This window comes from Stenotrophomonas sp. HMWF003 (assembly GCF_003061285.1).
Taxonomy (GTDB): domain Bacteria; phylum Pseudomonadota; class Gammaproteobacteria; order Xanthomonadales; family Xanthomonadaceae; genus Stenotrophomonas; species Stenotrophomonas maltophilia_AP.
The window spans coordinates 1-18855 of the sequence record NZ_QAIW01000058.1; the positions used below are offsets into that span (position 1 = coordinate 1).

Genomic DNA, 18855 nt, shown 5'->3' on the forward strand with positions numbered 1-18855 from the left:
CCCCTGCCCCCACCCCTTGAGGGACTGCCGCGCACGGAGCAGCGCGGCGACCACGTGACCTGGCGGGTCGCTGTCGGCAAACGCTCGACATCCGTCTGGCGCAGCGTGAGGGTCGCCTCTTCGCAAAATGCACTGCGTAACCGACGTACGTCAGGGCCGCCTGTTTGAAATGCTTGGCAACATCGGGGCGCGCAGGTGCGTGCCGCCAACCTACCTGGCAGGCGCAGGCGCAGGCGCGGCCCGATGGAACGTGAGCATCGCCGGGGTGCACAGCAGTTTTCGCTCACCGGCGTCCTGGACCACCTGGACCTGCGCATCCGCCGGCAGCGTCCGCATGTCAACGTAGGCTTCGTAGCCTGCGTACTCCAGTTCGGGGCGCTTGAAATGATCCGCCACGTCGCGCCGCATCACGCGGCGCGTGGGTAGCGTCTGCGTTGCCCCGTCGCGCCCGGTCACCAGCAGCACCGCGCCCTTGTTCGGCACGCCGTTGGCCGCATCCAGCGCTGCCCATCCGCGGATGAGGACCAGGCTGTCAGGCAGTTCAAGGGACGACGCGGTGACCGCCCGATGATCGGCCTCATCGATGTTGCATTCACCACCGGTTGGATACGTTGCCGCCGCGACGCCCAGGCTGCGTACGCCCGTGAGCGCCGTGTCCGCGCTGCTCGACGTCGGAATGTCCAGGCCGGCGAAGGTGACGCGGTAGTCGAGGTTCCACAGGTATCGCGTCCCGCTGTCGCCCACCACTTCAAATGCAACCACGCGTTTGTTGCCCAGCAGATCGTCGCGATAGGACGAACCCAAGGCGACGAAGTCCTTGGCGTCGGCAACCGTTGGCGAAAGCAGGAAGCCGGTCCGGGTCATGCCGGCGATCAACCGGTAATTGGCGGTCTCCCCATTTTCATAGCGCACCTTCAACGACAGCTTGGGTGCCTTGAACACGGTCGAGAACAGCTTTCCGGCCAGGGTTGGACGGATATCCATCGTCACCCACACCGGCCGTTCCCACCCGACCACGGCAACCTCTTCACCCAGTACGCCATCGACCTGCACGGGTGTCTCCGGTCGCAACGCCGGCGTCCGCGGCACGTTGTGCTGAAGCACGGCGTACCCGCCGTCGATTGCTGTCGGCGTGTAGCTGCCGAGCAGTGCCGGCCAGCTGGCACCGTCTTCCAGCGCGGGGTAGCGATGATCGATAGGATCGGCATTGAAGTACACGCGCGGCGGCGGGTCGCCTGCCAGGTGGGCCGCGTTGGCTTCCAGCAGGGCCGGCGTGTATGCCGAGTAGCTCTGCAGGATGGGACGCGGCTTCCAGATCGAACCGGCGCCGATCAACGCGCCCAGGTCCACGGGATAGACATCGGCCTGGCCGGTATAGCCGGCAAAGGGCGGGCGCGCACCGAAGCTGGCCGTGGTGGCCTTGAACTGTCCCGGCAACATCTCCGGTTGCGACAACCGCAGCCACAGGCCGTGTGCCGGTGTCCGCGCCATCTGCGCGAATCGGGCGGTCGAAGAATCCCAGGTGACCGGCATGTACGTCGTACTGATCAGCACCCATCCGACCAGGCTCACGACGAATGCAATTGCACCCTTGGCCCGATCAAGGGTGAGGCAAAGCAGGAGCCCGACGTAGGTCAATGCGACCGCGGCCACGAAGGCATGCTCGTCGTGTCGGACGAAGCCAGACTTGAAACTGATGAACAGGTACGCCGCGACCAGAATGGGGACGAACCAGTATTTTCGCAATCCGGCGAGTGCGCCGATACCCAGCAGCACCCCACCTGCACCCATGAACACCACCAGGTCACGCGTGCGCCCGGTGACCGACATGCCATCGGTGTATCCGGACACGATGGGCGCCTGGGCGATGAAGTAGCGCGGCAGGTCCATCAGCATCTGCCCCGACAACAGCCATGCCGCCAGCATGGCCAACAATTCCACGACGATGATCATCACCGCCGTTCTGGGGGACGAACGCCAGCACAGCACCACCGAAATCAAGGTCGCCAAGGCCATCAATACGCTGAAGTTGCCCTTCACCAACGGCAGGATCGCGATGGCCGCCGCAATGATGCACAACACGACGGTATGTGGCCTGCCACGTTCCACACCACGCATGACCACGTAAGGCAGCAGCAGCGGCAGGAACAGGAAGACCGCGTCGCGTCCCCAGCCCAGGCTGATGACCACCGGCAGCAGCAGTAACAGGACGCGACGCCGCGGCGCCACGATCGTGAACAGGCCCGCGACCAGGGCCACCGCGATCAGCAGCGACCCGCCCACCATGAGGGCATCGGTAGCCGGGTGATACACACGCGTGTAGATGGACGCCAGCGGACCAAACGTGAAGACAATGTCCGAACCGAACCGCAGGTGCTCGGCCACCGCGACATTCATCGCATAGCTCCACGATCCGTCCAGGCCGGGGAAGGGCATGGCCGGTGCGAAGGGGGTGATCATCAGAACGGCAAGGACGCCGGCGATGGCCGTGGCTACCCAGCCCCAGTTCGTGGTGGCAGCGATGCCACTCTCTGAATTACCGTTGTCCATGATTCCCCTGCTGTCTCGCATAAGTGGCTGCACCATCGTGATCCGTGGGAGGCCAGTGCCACTGCATGGGGCATTGACACGCCCTACCTGCCGTAGACAATCGCCGATGGAAGAATCCCCTCCAACACGCTGCCGGTCCAGCAGCGGCGGAACGTCCGACTAGTCGCTGAAGGCAGGACCGGTCAGGGCGGCCACCCGTGTCCGCCCGAATTGTAGTCCACTGACCGGACGGGGGCACGCCACCGTCCCGGACGGAGACGGCACGTACCCTCTTGATGCGTCGCTGCACCACCTCACCAGCGACGCGGTCCCGACCCGCACCATTGCCAAGACGCGCATACCGCTGACACTAGGCCACACTGCCCCCCAGCCCCTGGAGGAACCGCCATGCAGCCCCATACTTCCGACACGCAGTCTCCGGTTACGCTGCCTCCGACGGCCAGGCTCGCGCGCAGTGGTGGTCGCCTCCACTTTCTGGATGCACTGCGGGGCATTGCCGCCGCGTACGTGGTGTTCTTCCATCTTGTCTATGTTGGCGGCGTACCGGCACCTGTGTGGCTCTCCGGACTGGTGGCGCAAGGCAGTTCGGGCGTCATGCTGTTCTTCGTTGTCAGCTGCTTTTCGCTGTTCTTCACGATGCCTGCGCGGCTCAGGGAAGCACGGCCGATCGTGTCGTTCTTCACCCATCGCTTCTTCCGCATCGCACCGCTGTTCTATGCCTGGCTGGCGATTACCTGCGTGCTGATGGTCTATGTCTATCATCTGCCCGTGACCACGGCCGCCGTGTTCCAAAGCATCTTCTTCGTCTTCAACCTCGTGCCCGGCAACCAGGGTGGCATTGTGATGGCGAGTTGGACGATCGGCGTGGAAATGCTGTTCTACGCGATCTTTCCGCTCATCTACTTCCGCACGCACAACCTTGTCCAATCCGCGTCACTGGTGCTGATGACACTGCTGGCCTATTTTGCGATGAGCTTCGTGCTGCCCTTGTTGCCGCTGGATCCCGAGACCGCCGGCAGCATCCACCAGTGGCTGTTCATCAAGGATCTGCCGGTGTTCGCGCTGGGCGCGGTCTGCTACTTCCTGCTCGCCGACCGCCTGGCCAATGAACCGACTGCCCAGGACAGGTCCGTGGGCTGGCTGCTCATCCTGGTGGCAGCCTGCGTCTTTGTCGCACACAGCAACGGGTGGGTCGGCGATGGGATCTTTGGCGGTCACCCCTACATGTGGCCCGCCATCTGGTACGCGGCGCTGGTCGTAGGCCTGGCGCTGAATCCCATCCGGCTGCTGGTCAACGGCCTGACGCGCTTCCTGGGGACCATCAGCTATTCGCTGTATCTGGCACATGGCCCGGTGATCAACACACTGCGCCCCTGGTACGCCCGTCTTGCCCTGCACGACACCTGGTCCACGACCACGACGTACCTGATCGCCGCGGCCGGCACGATGTTGGTCTCCATCGCGATCGCTTATGTCACCTATCGTCTGATCGAGGTGCCGTTCATCCGGTTGGGCAAGGTGCTCTACGCCCGCTGGTCTGGCAGCGCCAGCGCGACGCAGGCCCCGCAGCACCCGGGCTGACACACTGCGCCTCCTGGCCGCGGGAAGCGCATCCTGGACGGCTCAGGCAGAGGCCAACGAACGCAGCTTCCGCCCCACGCGCTGCGCGAACGAGGCGTTCTTGCGCACGGTGAAGAAGCCTTGCGGCAGCAACGATGGATCATCCACGAAGGCGACCGACTGGGCCAGCCCGCCGATCTGCCGTTCCACGAAGGCCGGCGGCATTGCGGCCCATCCATAGTTTGACGCTTCCAGCACATCCGCATTGCCGGCCACGGCCGCATACACATGCTCGCCGGCCGCATAGCGGCGGCGTGCGTCGGCGGGGTCGGCAAACATGCGCGCGTAGTCCTCTTCGTACTGGTTGCGGCCGCTCTCCTTGTAGGAGCATGCCTGGCACAGTTCGAGGAAATGGTCGGTGGTAGTGGTCATCACCAGCGTGCCACCCGGCTTGAGCACGCGCATCAATTCGGCCAGCCAGAACGTGGCGGAGGCTTCGGACAGGTGCGAGAACACCGAGAACGCGTAAACCACGTCGAAGTAGCCATCGGCGTACTTCAGCGGCGCGTTGGGGCCGATCTGGGCCAGGTTGCCGGGCACCCCGGTGGCGCGGGCCACCTCGAGAATGGCGTCGTCCACGTCGACGCCGTGCAGATTGGCCGGATCCACGTCATTGAGGAAGAAGCGGATGATGCGCCCCCAGCCCACGCCGAAATCGAGCACGCGCGCGCTGCGCCGGAGCGGATAGCTGCCGGCCTTCACGATCTTGTAGAACGTGAAGGCCTCGGCCAGGGCTACTTCGTTGGATTTTCCGACGAAGACTTCCTGCTGGTAAACGGAGGGAAACCCGGGCAACCCAAGGGAGGGGTCATCGATGGATCGGAGAATGCGTTGATACCACTGCTGATCATCCATTTCCTAGCTCCATTGATCAAACCATCAGGAAGGCAAGACGGAAATACCCTGGTTATCGTAGTCGTCGTGGCGCAGCGCCACCGCCGGCGCACGCGTGGTGCCGGCAAAGTAACCGGCCTGCTCCACCCACAGCACGAACAGCCGCTCGATCACGTGCGCCAGCGTAGCATCGCGCTGGCCGGCTTCCGGATCGAATTCGTTCAAGCTGATGTTGCGCGCGTGCAGTGCCTGCAGCGCCGCCGGCCGGAACCAGAACATGGTGCCGGCAAAGAACCCCAGGCGGACGCGCGCATCCTCGATGCCTGTCTCGGCCGCCAGCACGCGCAGCCGTTCCTCGTTGCCGCCCCAGAAGCGCGCGTTGCTCAGGTACGACGTTGCCGGCCCCACGATGCCCAGCATGGGCTGGTCATCGAACGCACGCAGGATCTTCAGCACGTCCAGCGACGAGCCCAGCAGCGCCTTCATCAGTTCGTCGCGCCACTGGCCACCGCCGTCGTGGTACACGCTCTTCTTCGAATGCAGCTTGCAGACGGCGTCGTAGCGATCCAGCAGGCCGGTGTTGAGCAGGCTCACGAACGGCCCGACGTCACGGCCGATGTTGGGATGCAGGTACACGAACGCACGTACCTTCTGGTCCTGGAAGTACTTCACCGCGACGCGCCGATCGTCCACCGACTTCACCGATACGAACACGTCGTGGTCGGTGATCAGGTTGCGCATGTAGGCGTAGATCGAATCGATCAGGTCGACGTGGAACAGGTGCAGCACGATCGCATGCCGGCCGTGCAGCTGGCCCGGGTCGATCGCGGCCACGCCATAGCGCTCCAGTTCCTGCTGGGATGGGCCGGTGCGCGTACCGGCGATCAGCGGCATGGTGTTCTTGCGGGTCTGCCGCATCCGCGCGATCTCGGCCTCGACGCGCGCCCGGGTGGCGGCATCGGTGACCACGCGCGACAGCTCGACATCCAGCACGCCGTTGGGATCATCGCGCAGCACTTCGCTCTTGATGAAGCCAAACCGGCGGTACAACTCGTCCCACAGGTAGTGCACCGGATTGGCCTGCTGCACGTCCTTGCTGCCGGGCGTGGCCGTCAGTGCACCGGCACCGTCACGCAGGCGCTTCTGCTTCAAGCGGGTGGCCACGGTGCGCAGGGCGGCGGCGTCAGGCTGGTAGGCGACGGCGATCTTCGCGCCGTGGTTGAGCAGCCACTGGGTCTGTCCGACCTCGTAGGACAGGATGATCTCCCACTTGTCTTCCAGCACCCGGACGTCGCGCCAGAAGCGGTCGAAGTACTGGGTGAAGAAGGCGCTCTTCCGGTACACCATGAAATACGACTGCAGGTGGCGGCTGACCTGGTAGGACTCGGTCATGCCCCATACGTCGCACGCCACGTCCTGCATCTTCGCGAACGCCTTGCCCAGGCCGCCCTTGTCGATGGTCACCACGCTGTCGTTGGCGATGATCAGCTCGTCGTAGGCGTACAGCGCCTCGATGGCGAAGATGCCGGTGCGGAACGAATAGAAATCGTAGCCGACGTTCTCGCGCACGATCACCGTGATCCGCGCATCCAGGCCGGCCGCCTGTTCGGGCGCCAGCCGGGTGGACACCAGTACGATGCGCTCGGCGTGCAGCAGCAGTTCGTCGAGCAGCTGCCGGGTGAAATCGGTCAGCAGCCCCTCGGCGTCGAAGTGCGCGACGACCGCAACCCGTCGCGCGGCCTTCATCGATTCCATGCCTGGTGGACGCGCACGGCGAAAGCACGCAGGCGCGGGAACGGGCGCAGCACGCGTCCGATCAGGGAGCGGAAACCGGACGGGGTCAGGGTCAGCAGGCCGATCGGCTTGGCGCGGCGCAGTTCGGCCGACAGCAGCACCACTTCGTTGACCAGTCGGTCGCGGTCATCCAGCAGCGCGGTGGCGCGTTCACCGCCGAGCGCGCGCAGCAGCTTGCCGTCGTTGAGCACATCGTCCAGGTCCGGGCGTGAGCCGGTCACGGCCGCGTGCGTCGCTTCCAGGTAGGCCAGGCCGTGCTTCAGGTCCGGCTCCAGGTGGCAGCCTTCGCCCCACTCGTTCCAGGCGTTGATGAAGATCAGCTGGTCTTCCGGCGCGTTGTTGACGCGGGTGTATTCCACCAGCCGGCGCAGCCAGTACTGGTAGATCGACGGCGACGAATCCAGCAGCATGTGCGAGGTGTGCTGGCGCCGCGCCGTGTTGTCCCACGAGGGCACGATGCCGCGGTACCAGCGGAATTCCGGCTTCTCGCGGCTGATCGACTGCGCCACCACCTTGCGGTAATCGATCATGCCGCCGCGGAATTCCGGGTTGAGCATGTCCACGTGGTGGGTGACCCGGTTTTCCGAGCCGATGAAGGTGTGCGGCGGGAATTCGGTGGCCGCATCGAAGCCCCACTCGCGCGGGTCCACGATGCCGTAGAACTGCACGGCCACCAGGTGGATCTCGCCGATGCCGTGCTGCCGGGCGACATCACGCCAGCGCTCGACGGTCTGCTTGGAATCGGGGAACAGGTCGGCGCGGTAGACCAGCAGCATCGGCTTGCCGTCGACCTTGATGGCGCGACGGTCGCTGAGCAGCGGCAGGATGTCTTCCATGAACCGGCGGTCTTCATCTTCGCCATGCTTCTGCTCGAGCAGGACGTCCTTTTCCAGGCCGTCCCAGGTGCGGGTCCAGTTCTCGTTGGCCCAGCAGACGCAGAACGGGAACTCGATATCGCTCTTGAGGTAGTTGTCGATCGGCAGCTCAAGAATGCGGCGCCCGTCGAACCAGTAATAGTAGAAGCAGAAACCGTGGATGCCATACAGCGCGGCCAGCTCGGCCTGCGCCCGCATGTTGTCGACCAGGCGCAGGTCATAGAAGCCCAGCTCACGCGGGACATGCGGCTGGTAATGGCCAACGTAGTTCGGTCGCCCCTTGGCCACGTTGGTCCACTCGGTGAAGCCCGGACCCCACCATTCGGAGTTCTCGGCCACCGGATGGTACTGCGGCAGGTAAAAGGCAATTGGCTTTACAGTCGACATTGTCATCCCTAGAAATCCGAGCGTCCCAGTACCTGGGCGCCCGCGAGGCGTGGAGCCTGAATGGTTTTTCCTACGACCGGCGCTGGCCGATCGTACTGTATCGAAGGCCGCTGCGCCCGGGCGGGCCGGGTCCGGCGGTCTTCACATGACGCCGTCAGCGGCGCCACCAGCGGCGCGGCTGCAGCAGCTGGTCGAGCTTGCGGTCGCTGACTTCCAGCCGCGGCAGCACCTCGGCCATGGCCTCGCGCAGCGCGGCGGCCCGCTCCTCGTTGACCGCGCGCGAGCTGTCCACCGACAGCTGCGCGTCGTGCGCGCCCTGCTCGGCCGCCTGCTGCTGCCGCTGCACGGTCTGCTGCAGCTGCTGCACCTCCTGCTGCAGCTGGTGCACCTGCTGCTGGAGCTGCTGGGCCCGCTCCTCGTGCTGCTGGGCGACCAGCGTGAAATGCACCACCTGGCCGCGCGCCTCGTTCAGCCCGGTGTAGACGCGCTCGATTTCCTCGCTGTTCTTGACGTTGCGGCCAAGCACGTCGAACACGCGGTTGATCATCGCGAACTGCCCGTCAGCGGCGGCATCGGCCAGCTTCTGCAGCGCAGGGTGGCGCTGCTTGCCTACCAGCAGCACGCCGAGGCCGTGGGTGTGGGTGAATTCGAAGCCGGGATACTGCTGGCTGATTTCGCTCCAGTACTGCCACACGCCGAAACCGCGCTCACGCACGCAGGTGTCGTGGAACAGCACCACCGCCCGGTCGGACAGCTTCGGCAGCCAGGTTTCGAAATCCTCGCGCACTGCTTCGTAGGTGTGCAGGCCATCGATGTGCAGCAGGTCGATGGAGCCGTCGGCGAAGTACTCCAGCGCCTCGTTGAAGCGCATCCGCAGCATCTCGGAGATGCCGGCATAGTTGCGCTGCTGGTAGTCGCGCAGTTCGTTGAAGATGTCGTCGCCGTAGAACCCGGCATGTTCGTCACCCTGCCAGGTATCGACCGCGAACACGCGCGAGGTCAGCTTCTGCTCCTCGACGGCCTGGCAGAAGGCCAGGAAGGACGCACCGCGATGGGTGCCCAGCTCCACGATCGACCGCGGCCGAAGCTCCCCGACCAGCCACGACGCGAACGGAATGTGCCCCAGCCATGCGCTGAAGGACACCGATCGCGGCGCGATCAACATGCTGGAGGACAACGGGAAATCGATCATGGGACGGTCGTGTTCGCAAAGGGAGAAAGGGAATCATCGGCACGCGCGGCCGCAATGAACGCATGGATGTCGCCGCCGCACAGCAGCGACTCGAAGGCACGGATCCTGTCGATCGGCCAGGTCCACCAGCGGATCTGCAGCAACTGCGCGATGGCCTCCGGGTCGAAGCGGGTGCGCACCACGCGCGCCGGATTGCCGGCCACGATCGCGTAGGGCGGCACGTCCTTGCTGACCACCGCCCCGGCACCGATGCAGGCGCCGTCGCCCACGGTCACCCCGGATACCACCATCGCGCCGTGGCCGATCCAGACATCGTTGCCGATGACCGTACGGCCCTTGGTGTGGGGATGGCCGTCCTGGCCCGCACCCGGCGAATTGAGTGCGATGCGCAGCGGATAGGTGGTCACCCAGTCCAGCCGGTGCTCGCCACCGCCGAAGATGATCACATCGTCAGCGATCGAGCAGAACGCACCGATCTCGATGCGCTCGCCTTCGCTCCACACTTTGAACTGCGGCGTGCCATAGGTGTAACGGCCCACCGTGATGCGCGGGTCGGTCGGCACCAGCGGCGGAATGACCCCGTGCTGCTCGGTCACCAGCGGCGGCGGCAGGGCGCCGCTCACGCGCCGGCCCCGGTGCGCTTCATGGTCACTTCGTCGAACGGAATGCCGACCAGGCCATAGCGCAGGCGCGGCGACGCCACCCGGATCAGCACCGCATCGTGCAGCCAGGCGTGCTGGGTGTTGGCATAGGGATCGCCATCGGCGATGGACACCGTCATGGAGTACTCGCCATTGGGCAGCAGCGGCAGGGTGAAGCGGAACGAGGCTTCCAGGCCGGTGTCGGCCTCCACTTCCATTGGCGGCTGCACGTAGGTGTAGGTGTGCTCGCCGAACAGCGACTGGCCCAGCCGGTCCTTGACGAAGAATCCGATCAGCGGGCTCTGCAGCGGCTGGTGGGCGGTTGCGCGGACCTTCAGCACCACGTCTTCGCCACCGGCGAAGGAGGTGAACGGCTCGCCCTGGTCGTTGAACAGGGTTACCGAATCGATGCTGGCCACGCCGGATTGCCAGCCACCGGAGTTGGCCACGTTGTCGAACAGCTCGACCTTGAGGTCCTTCTCGACCCGGGCCAGGCCCGGCGTCTTCGGCTCGGCCTTGCCGGCCTGGCGCGACTGCAGCTTGACGGTGTCGCCGTAGACTTCCTGCGAGCAGTACTCGATGTAGGCGTTGCAGGTGTCCTGGGCGGTGCCGTGCATGCGCATTTCACCGCGATCCAGCCACACCGCGCTCTGGCAGAAGTTCAGTACCGAAGAGGTGTCATGGCTGACGAACAACAGCGTGCCGTTCTCGCGGAACTTGCGCAGGAAGCGCATGCACTTCTGCACGAAGATTGCATCGCCCACCGCCAGGGCTTCGTCGATCACCAGGATGTCGGCATCCACGTGCGCGATCACCGCGAACGCCAGGCGCACGTACATGCCGCTGGAATAGGTCTTGACCGGCTGCTCGAGGAAATCGCCGATGTCGGCGAAGGCGACGATGTCGTCGTACTTGGCGTCGATCTGCTCGCGGGTGAGGCCTAGGATCGAGGCGCTCATGTACACGTTTTCGCGCCCGGTGAACTCGGGGTTGAAGCCCGCGCCCAGTTCCAGCAGCGCCGCCACGCGACCGCGCACGGCAACTTCGCCGGTGGTGGCCTGCAGGGTGCCGCAGATGATCTGCAGCAGGGTCGACTTGCCCGAGCCGTTGCGCCCGATGATGCCCACGGTATCGCCGCGGCGCACCTCGAAGTTGATGCCCTTCAGCGCCCAGAATTCACGGTAGTAATTGGCCCCGCCGCGGCCCAGGAAACGCGACAGGCGCGGCAGGATCGCCTGCTTGAGGCGGTCCTGCGGCTGCGCGTAGACCTGGAAGCACTTGGTGACATCGGAAACGCGGATGGCCAGGTCGGCCGGATCCTGCTCAGCTTGCTTAGATGACATCGGCAAATCCTCGGCGCATCTTCTGGAAGCACACATAGCCCAGCCAAGCGACCACCAACGCGAACAAGGTGTACTTGCCCAGCCCGATGAAGTCCGGCGCCTTGCCCCAGATCAGCACTTCGCGTGCCTGTTCGATGATGAAGGTGAGCGGATTGAGATAGATCCACTTGCGGATGCCTTCGGGCAGCGCAGTGACCGGGTAGAAGACCGGCGCCAGGAACAGCAGGATGGTGGTGAGGATGCCGGTCATCTGGCCGATATCACGCACGAACACACCCAGCGCCGACAGCATCCAGGCCAGGCCCATGGTGAACAGCATCAGCGGCAGCAGCACCAGTGGGAAATACAGCACCGACAGCGGCAGCACACCGCGCATCAACAACTGCGCCAGCAGCAGCACCACCAGCGACACCATGGCATGGAACAGCGCGGCGCCCATCGCCACCCACGGCAGCGTTTCCAGCGGAAACACCACGCGTTTGACGTAGCTGGCGTTGCCGATGATCAGGGTCGGGGCACGGTTGACGCACTCGGCGAAGATGCCGTGCACCAGGATGCCCACGAACAGGATGATGGCGAAGTCGCCCTTGTGCGCGTTTTCCAGCCCCCAGCGCGCGTTGAACACCACCGAGAACACGAAGGTGTACACGGCCAGCATCAGCAGCGGGTTGAAGAACGACCAGGCCAGGCCCATCAGCGAGCCGCGGTAGCGGCTGATGACTTCGCGCTTGGCCAACTGGTAGATCAGCACGCGGTTGCTGAAGAAGCTGCGCGCCATCGCCAGCGGCGAGGCCGACACCGAGGCCGACGAGGAGGTCATCGCGTTCATCGGCTGGCAGCCGCCAACGCACCTTCCAGATCCACCTGCAGATCCCCCAGCTCTTCCACGCCCACGCTCAGCCGCACCAGCGCATCGCTGATGCCCAGCTGGGCGCGGCGTTCCACCGGGATCGAGGCATGGGTCATCACCGCCGGGTGGTTGACCAGGCTTTCCACGCCGCCGAGCGACTCGGCCAGGGTGAACAGCTCGGTCTTCTCGCAGAAGCGCTTGGCTGCCTCGAAACCGCCCTTGAGGACGATCGAGACGATGCCGCCGTAGCCGTTCATCTGGCGCGTGGCCAGCTCATGCTGCGGGTGGCTGGTCAGACCCGGGTAGATCACTTTTTCCACCGCCGGGTGCGTTTCCAGCCACTGGGCCAGGGCCAGCGCGTTGGCGCAATGGGCCTTCATGCGCAGCGGCAGGGTCTTCAGGCCGCGCAGGGCCAGGAAGCTGTCGAACGGGCCCTGCACGCCCCCGATGGAGTTCTGCAGGAAGGCCATCTGCTCGGCCAGCTCGGCGTTGTCGCCCACCACCACCATGCCGCCGACCATGTCCGAGTGCCCGTTGAGGTACTTGGTGGCCGAGTGCAGGACCAGGTCCGCGCCCAGTTCCAGCGGGCGCTGCAGCATCGGCGAGGCGAAGGTGTTGTCCACCACCACGATCAGGCCGTGGCGCTTGGCGATGGCACTCACCGCGGCGATGTCCACGATCTTCAGCATCGGGTTGGTCGGGGTTTCGATCCAGACCATCTTCGTCTGCGCGGTGATCGAGGCCTCGAACGCGGCCAGGTCGGTCAGGTCGACGAAGCTGAACTGCAGGTTGGCGGTGCGCTTACGCACGCGCTCGAACAGGCGGAAGGTGCCGCCGTAGATGTCATCCATCGCCACCACGTGGCTGCCGGCGTCCAGCAGCTCCATCACGGTGGAGCTGGCGGCCATGCCCGAGGCGAACGCGAAGCCGCGGCTGCCGCCTTCCAGGGACGCCACGCAGCGCTCGTAGGCGAAGCGGGTGGGATTGTGGGTGCGCGAGTACTCGAAGCCCTGGTGTTCACCGGGGCTGGACTGGGCGTAGGTGGAGGTCGCGTAGATCGGCGGCATCACCGCGCCGGTGCTTGGATCCGGCGACTGTCCGCCGTGGATGGCCAGGGTAGCCAGGGCAAGCGCACGGTTGCCGTGCCCGGAGGAAGCGTGGTCGGACATGTTGTTTCCCAGCAAGGAGAGCCCCGGTGGGGGCTCCCGCAAAAGGAGCGGAAGTCTATCAGCGGCGGCTTAATCGGCCGTTGACGCGGATAAACGCAGATTCAGAGCAGCTGCGGCCGACGCCAGGCGCTTACTGAACGCGGCGGCGCAGGTAATTCAGCAGGTCGATGCGGGTGATCAGGCCCAGGAAGGTGCCGCCGTCCATGACGATGGCCACCTGGCCTCGGTCGAACACCGGCAGCAGCGCCTCGATCGGGGACTTCACATCCAGCCGGTCCAGCTTGCTGACCATGGCCGTGGCCACCGGGTCGCGGAAGCGGGCTTCATCGCCGTACACGTGCAGCAGCACGTCGCTTTCATCGACGATGCCGACCAGCTGGTCGCCGTCCATCACCGGCAGCTGCGACACGTCATACAGCTTCATGCGCTGGTAGGCGGTGGTGAGCAGGTCGTTCGGGCCGATCACGACAGTGTCGCGCTGGCCGTACGGGCGCAGGATCAGGTCGCGCAGGTCGCCGCTCTGCGGGCGCTCCAGGAAGCCGTTGTCCAGCATCCAGTAGTCGTTGTACATCTTGGACAGGTACTTGTTGCCGGTGTCGCAGACCAGCACCAGCACCTTCTTCGGGGTAGTCTGCTCCTTGCAGTACTTCAGCGCCGCCGCCAGCAGGGTGCCGGTGGAGGAGCCGCCGAGGATGCCTTCCTTGCCCAGCAGCTCGCGCGCGGTGTGGAAGCTTTCCGCGTCGGTGATGGCGTAGGCCTTGGTGACCCGGCTGAAATCGGCGATGGAGGGCAGGAAGTCTTCGCCGATGCCTTCCACCAGCCAGCTGCCCGACTTGTCGTTGAGCACGCCATCGTTGATGTACTCGGCCAGGATCGAGCCGACCGGATCGGCCAGCACCAGCTCGGTCTTCGGCGAGGCGCTGGCGAAGGCGCGGGACAGGCCGGTCATGGTGCCCGAGCTGCCGCAGCCGAACACGATCGCGTCCAGGTCGCCGTCCATCTGTTCCAGGATCTCCGGGCCGGTGCCGAACTCATGGGCGGCCGGGTTGTCCGGGTTGCCGAACTGGTTGATGAAGTACGCGCCGGGGGTTTCCTCGGCCACGCGCTTGGCCATGTCCTGGTAGTACTCCGGGTGGCCCTTGGCCACGTCCGAGCGCGTCAGGCGCACTTCGGCGCCCATCGCCTTCAGGTTGAAGATCTTCTCGCGGCTCATCTTGTCGGGCACGACCAGGATCAGCTTGTAGCCCTTCTGCTGGGCTACCAGGGCCAGGCCCAGGCCGGTGTTGCCGGCGGTGCCCTCGACCAGGGTGGCGCCCGGAGCGAGCTCGCCGCGCTTTTCAGCGGCCTCGATCATCGACAGGCCGATGCGGTCCTTGATCGATCCTCCGGGATTGGCGCTCTCCAGCTTCAGGTAGAGCTCGCAGACACCGGTGTCCAGGCGCTGGGCCTTGACGATCGGGGTGTGCCCAATGAGGTCGAGTACGGAGGAGTGGATTGCCATCGGATCACATCGTTCGCGCCGCAATGCGGCCGGACCGGTGATTATCCGACGGTTGACGCTGAATGTCAGGTTGCGGCGATCAAAGGCGGTTGCCGGGCTGTGGGCGGCGTCGTGATGCCGGTTGCGACAGCGGAGCGACGCGAACGGCGCCCGTCGACGAGGAGACGGACGCCGCCCGCGGCGTTGGGTCAAAACCTTACATCAATGCATGGGGGAGTCGTACATCCGTTCCAGCTTCTGCTTGGCCAGCAGCTTCTCACGCTTCATCTGGCCCAAGGTGAGATCGTCTATCGGCAGTACACCGAGTTGGGCATCCATGCACTTTTTGTTCAACTTCTGGTGCCGTTCGTAAAGTGCCTTGAATTCCGGATCACGCTTGCGGCGTGCGTCGATCTCGCTCTGGGGCTGACCTTCAAACATGATGAACCTCCTATCGCTGTACGGCAGAAACAAGAACGCCCCGACCTGACGGCACGGGGCGTTGCTTTTGGGTGGAGCACCTGGCGATGACCGCGACCGAACCCGCATGCGCAACCGGGACTGCCCGGACTGCAGACTGCTGTGGTTCGTGCCCTCGGTTCATCGGCCCGGCCCTCCAATCGTCCGGGTCGCGGAAGGCGGCCCGGACAACTGACCCTACGCCTGCCCGCAGGGGTCTTCAAGCGTTTCATCTGAAATTTTCGATGCGCCCCAGCCGGGGTTCAGGCTGAACGCGCACTTCAACGAAAATTAAACAAAAACAGCAGGTTGCGTCATGACCAACGGTCATGACCTACCCACCAACCCGCCGTCTCGCCGAGCGTTTCCACCCCTGCCGGGACCCCCGCCGTCCCGACGATGATCCTGGGGTGCCGGGCTCAGGGCGCGATGATCACCTCGGCCGAACGGGCCTTGGTCGCTGCGGCCTTCTTGCCCGCCACCTGCAGCCGGCTGGCGCTGACGCCGGCGGCCACCAGGGCGTCGCGCAGCGCCTGGGCGCGCTGGTCGCCCACCCCGGCGGCAGCGTCGTAGGCCTCGATCCGGACCCGACCCTTCTTGCCGATGTTCAGGTACTCGGCCAACGCCTTGGCCTGGCCCTTGGCACCGCCGGACAGGGTGCCCTTGCCGGCCGCGAAGGCATCGCCATTGAAGGTGAAGACTTCGCCGCGGCTGTCGACCTTCGACCCCGGCAGCTTGTTGCCCGAGACCAGCTCGGCCTCCTCGCGGGCCAGCTTGAGCGCGTTCTGCTGCGCCGCGCTCAGCCGGGCGGTCTGCTTGCCGGCCACGCTGGTGAGCGCGGTCTCGGCGTCCTGGCGGGCCAGGGCCTCCTGTTCGGCCGCCTGGCGCAGGCGCTCGGTTTCCTCGGCCTGGATCTGCGCCTGCACGCGCAGCCGCTCGGTTTCCTGCCGGGCGCGCTGGGCGTCGCGGCGGCTGGCTTCGATCAGCAGCTCGCTGCGGGTGCGTTCCAGCTGGTCCACCTCGCGCTGGGCCAGTGCCGCACGCACGCTGGTTTCGGCAATCTCGACCCGGCGCTCGGCCAGGTAACGGGCCTGGTCCAGATCGCGGCGCTTGGCCTTGGCCAGGTCGGCCACGGCCTGCTGGGCCTGCAGGCGTTCGAAGGCGGCCAGCTGCGAGGCGTCGGGATTGGCCTGGATGGCCATCAGGCGCTGGGTCAGCTGGGCCACGGCCGGGTCTTCGGCGGCCTGGACCAGCAGCGGCAGGGCCAGGCCGGCGGCCAGCACCAGGGTGGACGCGCGCAGCGTGCGGGACTTCTTCGGCGCGACGGTCATCAACGGTTCTCCCCGGTGGCGAGCTGGCGTTGCAGCTGGGTCACTTCATTGCGACGCAGCTGCAGCTGGGCGGTGGCGGTGGCTTCTTCGCTGCGGGCGCGGGCCAGGTCGGCGTCCACGGTGGCGCGAACGGCCAGGGCCGGGGCGTTCTTGCGCTCGCGGCGGTCGCCGGCGGCGCGCTGGGCCTGTTCCAGGCCTTGGCGGGCCACGGCGATCAGGTCCGGGGCGTACTGGTCGGCATCGGCCTGGGTGGCCTTGTCCACCGCCTGCCGGGCCTGCATCAGCTCCAGGGCGCCGTCCTGGGCCTGGGCGGCGCCTGCCAGCGCGAATGTGCACGCCATCACGCAAACAATCATGACCACCGACGGGATACGTCGTATTTGTGCGAAGCTATTCATTGGGGGTGCCGTCGCCAGAAGTAGGAGCGCGGCCATTGTCGGAAGCCTGCGGCGTGCTTGCAATGGCACGCGGCCGATTGTTGGGGAAACATTTCGCATGGATATCGGCTATTTCCTGAAGCTGATGACCGAAAAGAACGCGTCGGACATGTTCTTGACCACCGGCGCCCCGGTCTACATCAAGATCGAGGGCAAGCTGTACCCGTTGGGGAACACCGGCTTGCCCCCGGGCATGGTCAAGAAGATCGCCTACTCGCTGATGGACGAGGGCCAGGTGCCCGAGTTCGAGCGCGAGCTGGAACTGAACATGGCCATCGCCCTGGCCGAGGCCGGGCGTTTCCGCGTCAACGTGTTCAAGCAGCGCGGCGAGGTCGGCATGGTGATCCGTGCGATCCGCAGCAAGATCCCCAGCATCGAAGAGCTCAACCTGCCGCAGGTGCTCAAGGACGTCATCATGACCCCGCGCGGGCTGGTGCTGGTGGTGGGCTCGACCGGGTCGGGCAAGTCCACCTCGCTGGCGTCGATGATCGACCACCGCAACAGCACCACCACCGGTCACATCCTCACCATCGAGGATCCGATCGAGTACCTGCACAAGCACAAGATGTCCATCGTCAACCAGCGCGAGGTGGGGCTGGATACGCACGCCTTCCACAATGCACTGAAGAACGCGATGCGTGAAGCGCCGGACGTGATCCTGATCGGCGAAATCCTGGATGCCGAAACGATGGAGGCGGCCATCGCCTTCGCCGAGACCGGGCACCTGTGCCTGGCCACGCTGCATTCCAACAACGCCGACCAGACCATCGAGCGCATCCTCAACTTCTTCCCGGAAAGCGCGCACCGCAACGTGCTGATGAACCTGTCGCTGAACCTGCGTGCGGTGGTGTCCCAGCGCCTGGTGAAGGGCAAGGACGGGCGCCGCTTGCCGGCCACCGAGGTGTTGATCAACACCCCGATGATCCGCGACCTGCTGCGCCGCGGCCAGGTGCACGAGATCAAGGCGGCCATGGAAGCATCGCTGGAAGAAGGCATGGAAAGCTTCGACCAGTGCCTGTTCCGGATGGCCAAGAACGGCATCATCGAGCAGGAGGAAGCGCTGCGCGCGGCCGACTCGCGCGATGGGCTGGCGCTGAAGTTCCGCCTCTCCGAAGGCGGCAGCGGCGAGCATGATCCGTACGCGGATTTTTCGGCCAACAGCTCCCCGGCCGCGATCACCCACGGGTTCTGACGGACGGAGGGTGCCGCATCGACCAACGGTCGATGCGGCCGGTTCAACCCGCGTCGATCTGGTTTTCCGGGCGGGCCGCGTCGAAGGCCGGCAGTGCCAGGCAGGCCGCGTCGATCCGTACCAGCGTCGGGTACGCCGCCAGGTCCAGGTTGAAGCGGCGCGCGTTGTACAGCTGCGGCACCAGGCAGCAGTCGGCCAGGGTCGGGCTGTCGCCATGGCAGAACCGGCCGGTCTCCACCGACTCGACCAGCAGCCGCTCCATCGCTTCGAACCCGACCCGCATCCAGTGCCGGGTCCAGTCGTCGCGCTCGGGCTGCGGCACGCTCCAGGTGTCGCTGAAGAACTGCATCACCCGCAGGTTGTTGAGCGGGTGGATGTCGCAGGCCACCAGCTGCGCCAGCGCGCGTACCCGCGCCCGCCCGGGGGCATCGTCGGGCAGCAGCGCCGGCAACGGGAACACCTCGTCCAGGTACTCCAGGATCGCCATCGACTGGTGCAGCACCTGCCCGTCATGGCGCAGCGTGGGCACCAGCTCCTGCGGGTTCAGCGCCGCATAGGCCTCGCTGTGCTGCTGGCCGCCATCGCGGACCAGGTGCACCGGGGTGATCCGGTGCGCCAGCTGCTTGAGGTTCAGCCCGATCCGCACGCGGTAGGCCGCGCTGGACCGCCAGTAGCTGAACAGCTCGATCGCGCTCTCGTCG

16 protein-coding genes are annotated in these 18855 nt (G+C 65.6%); 2 read left to right on the forward strand and 14 right to left on the reverse strand.

What is annotated here, in order from left to right; all coding sequences use genetic code 11:
* Window positions 1-210: 210 nt before the first annotated feature.
* A complete protein-coding gene (locus tag DBR34_RS02060; protein ID WP_128095517.1) occupies window positions 211-2550 on the reverse strand; it encodes a hypothetical protein in 2340 nt (779 codons plus the stop codon).
* 387 nt (window positions 2551-2937) lie between these two features.
* On the opposite strand from DBR34_RS02060, the gene DBR34_RS02065 reads away from it, so the two are divergent.
* Window positions 2938-4131 (forward strand): acyltransferase, encoded by a 1194-nt coding sequence (locus DBR34_RS02065; protein WP_128095518.1) that lies wholly within the window; start codon window positions 2938-2940, stop codon window positions 4129-4131.
* A gap of 42 nt (window positions 4132-4173) precedes the next feature.
* Here the strand turns inward: DBR34_RS02065 and DBR34_RS02070 are convergent, their stop codons facing one another.
* From DBR34_RS02070 to DBR34_RS02125, 12 genes are all read right to left on the reverse strand, one after another.
* Window positions 4174-5025, reverse strand: a complete 852-nt coding sequence (locus tag DBR34_RS02070) for a class I SAM-dependent methyltransferase (protein ID WP_258223619.1) — start codon at window positions 5023-5025, stop codon at window positions 4174-4176.
* Window positions 5026-5049: 24 nt separating this feature from the next.
* Entirely contained in the window at window positions 5050-6750 is a 1701-nt protein-coding gene (locus DBR34_RS02075; protein ID WP_128095519.1) for a rhamnan synthesis F family protein, read from the reverse strand.
* Window positions 6747-8060, reverse strand: a complete 1314-nt coding sequence (locus tag DBR34_RS02080) for a glycoside hydrolase family 99-like domain-containing protein (protein WP_128095520.1) — start codon at window positions 8058-8060, stop codon at window positions 6747-6749. The genes DBR34_RS02075 and DBR34_RS02080 overlap by 4 nt, the downstream gene beginning before the upstream one ends.
* A gap of 154 nt (window positions 8061-8214) precedes the next feature.
* Window positions 8215-9252: a class I SAM-dependent methyltransferase gene (locus DBR34_RS02085; RefSeq protein WP_128095521.1), complete on the reverse strand. Its 1038-nt coding sequence runs from the start codon at window positions 9250-9252 to the stop codon at window positions 8215-8217.
* The gene (locus tag DBR34_RS02090) at window positions 9249-9875 is read right to left on the reverse strand and encodes a CatB-related O-acetyltransferase (RefSeq protein ID WP_308812505.1); all 627 of its coding nucleotides are present in this window, start codon (window positions 9873-9875) and stop codon (window positions 9249-9251) included. The genes DBR34_RS02085 and DBR34_RS02090 overlap by 4 nt, the downstream gene beginning before the upstream one ends.
* Window positions 9872-11236, reverse strand: a complete 1365-nt coding sequence (locus DBR34_RS02095; protein ID WP_128095522.1) for an ABC transporter ATP-binding protein — start codon at window positions 11234-11236, stop codon at window positions 9872-9874. The genes DBR34_RS02090 and DBR34_RS02095 overlap by 4 nt, the downstream gene beginning before the upstream one ends.
* Complete coding sequence (locus DBR34_RS02100) at window positions 11226-12056, reverse strand: ABC transporter permease (RefSeq protein ID WP_128095529.1); 831 nt, start codon at window positions 12054-12056, stop codon at window positions 11226-11228. The genes DBR34_RS02095 and DBR34_RS02100 overlap by 11 nt, the downstream gene beginning before the upstream one ends.
* 5 nt (window positions 12057-12061) lie before the next feature.
* Window positions 12062-13255 carry a cystathionine gamma-synthase gene (locus DBR34_RS02105; protein WP_128095523.1) on the reverse strand — a complete coding sequence of 398 codons (1194 nt, stop codon included), beginning with the start codon at window positions 13253-13255 and terminating at the stop codon, window positions 12062-12064.
* 130 nt (window positions 13256-13385) lie between these two features.
* Complete coding sequence (locus DBR34_RS02110; protein ID WP_128095524.1) at window positions 13386-14756, reverse strand: pyridoxal-phosphate dependent enzyme; 1371 nt, start codon at window positions 14754-14756, stop codon at window positions 13386-13388.
* 201 nt (window positions 14757-14957) lie between these two features.
* The gene (locus DBR34_RS02115) at window positions 14958-15176 is read right to left on the reverse strand and encodes a YdcH family protein (RefSeq protein ID WP_038690653.1); all 219 of its coding nucleotides are present in this window, start codon (window positions 15174-15176) and stop codon (window positions 14958-14960) included.
* Between the two features lie 437 nt (window positions 15177-15613).
* Window positions 15614-16525 carry a hypothetical protein gene (locus DBR34_RS02120; RefSeq protein ID WP_128095525.1) on the reverse strand — a complete coding sequence of 304 codons (912 nt, stop codon included), beginning with the start codon at window positions 16523-16525 and terminating at the stop codon, window positions 15614-15616.
* A complete protein-coding gene (locus DBR34_RS02125) occupies window positions 16525-16866 on the reverse strand; it encodes a DUF4398 domain-containing protein (protein WP_051598900.1) in 342 nt (113 codons plus the stop codon). The genes DBR34_RS02120 and DBR34_RS02125 overlap by 1 nt, the downstream gene beginning before the upstream one ends.
* 154 nt (window positions 16867-17020) lie before the next feature.
* Here DBR34_RS02125 and DBR34_RS02130 point away from each other — a divergent pair, with 154 nt between their 5' ends.
* Window positions 17021-18154: a PilT/PilU family type 4a pilus ATPase gene (locus DBR34_RS02130; RefSeq protein WP_128095526.1), complete on the forward strand. Its 1134-nt coding sequence runs from the start codon at window positions 17021-17023 to the stop codon at window positions 18152-18154.
* 43 nt (window positions 18155-18197) lie between these two features.
* On the opposite strand, the gene maiA is transcribed toward DBR34_RS02130, so the two are convergent.
* Window positions 18198-18842 carry a maleylacetoacetate isomerase gene (maiA, locus tag DBR34_RS02135; protein WP_128095530.1) on the reverse strand — a complete coding sequence of 215 codons (645 nt, stop codon included), beginning with the start codon at window positions 18840-18842 and terminating at the stop codon, window positions 18198-18200.
* Window positions 18843-18855: the final 13 nt, after the last annotated feature.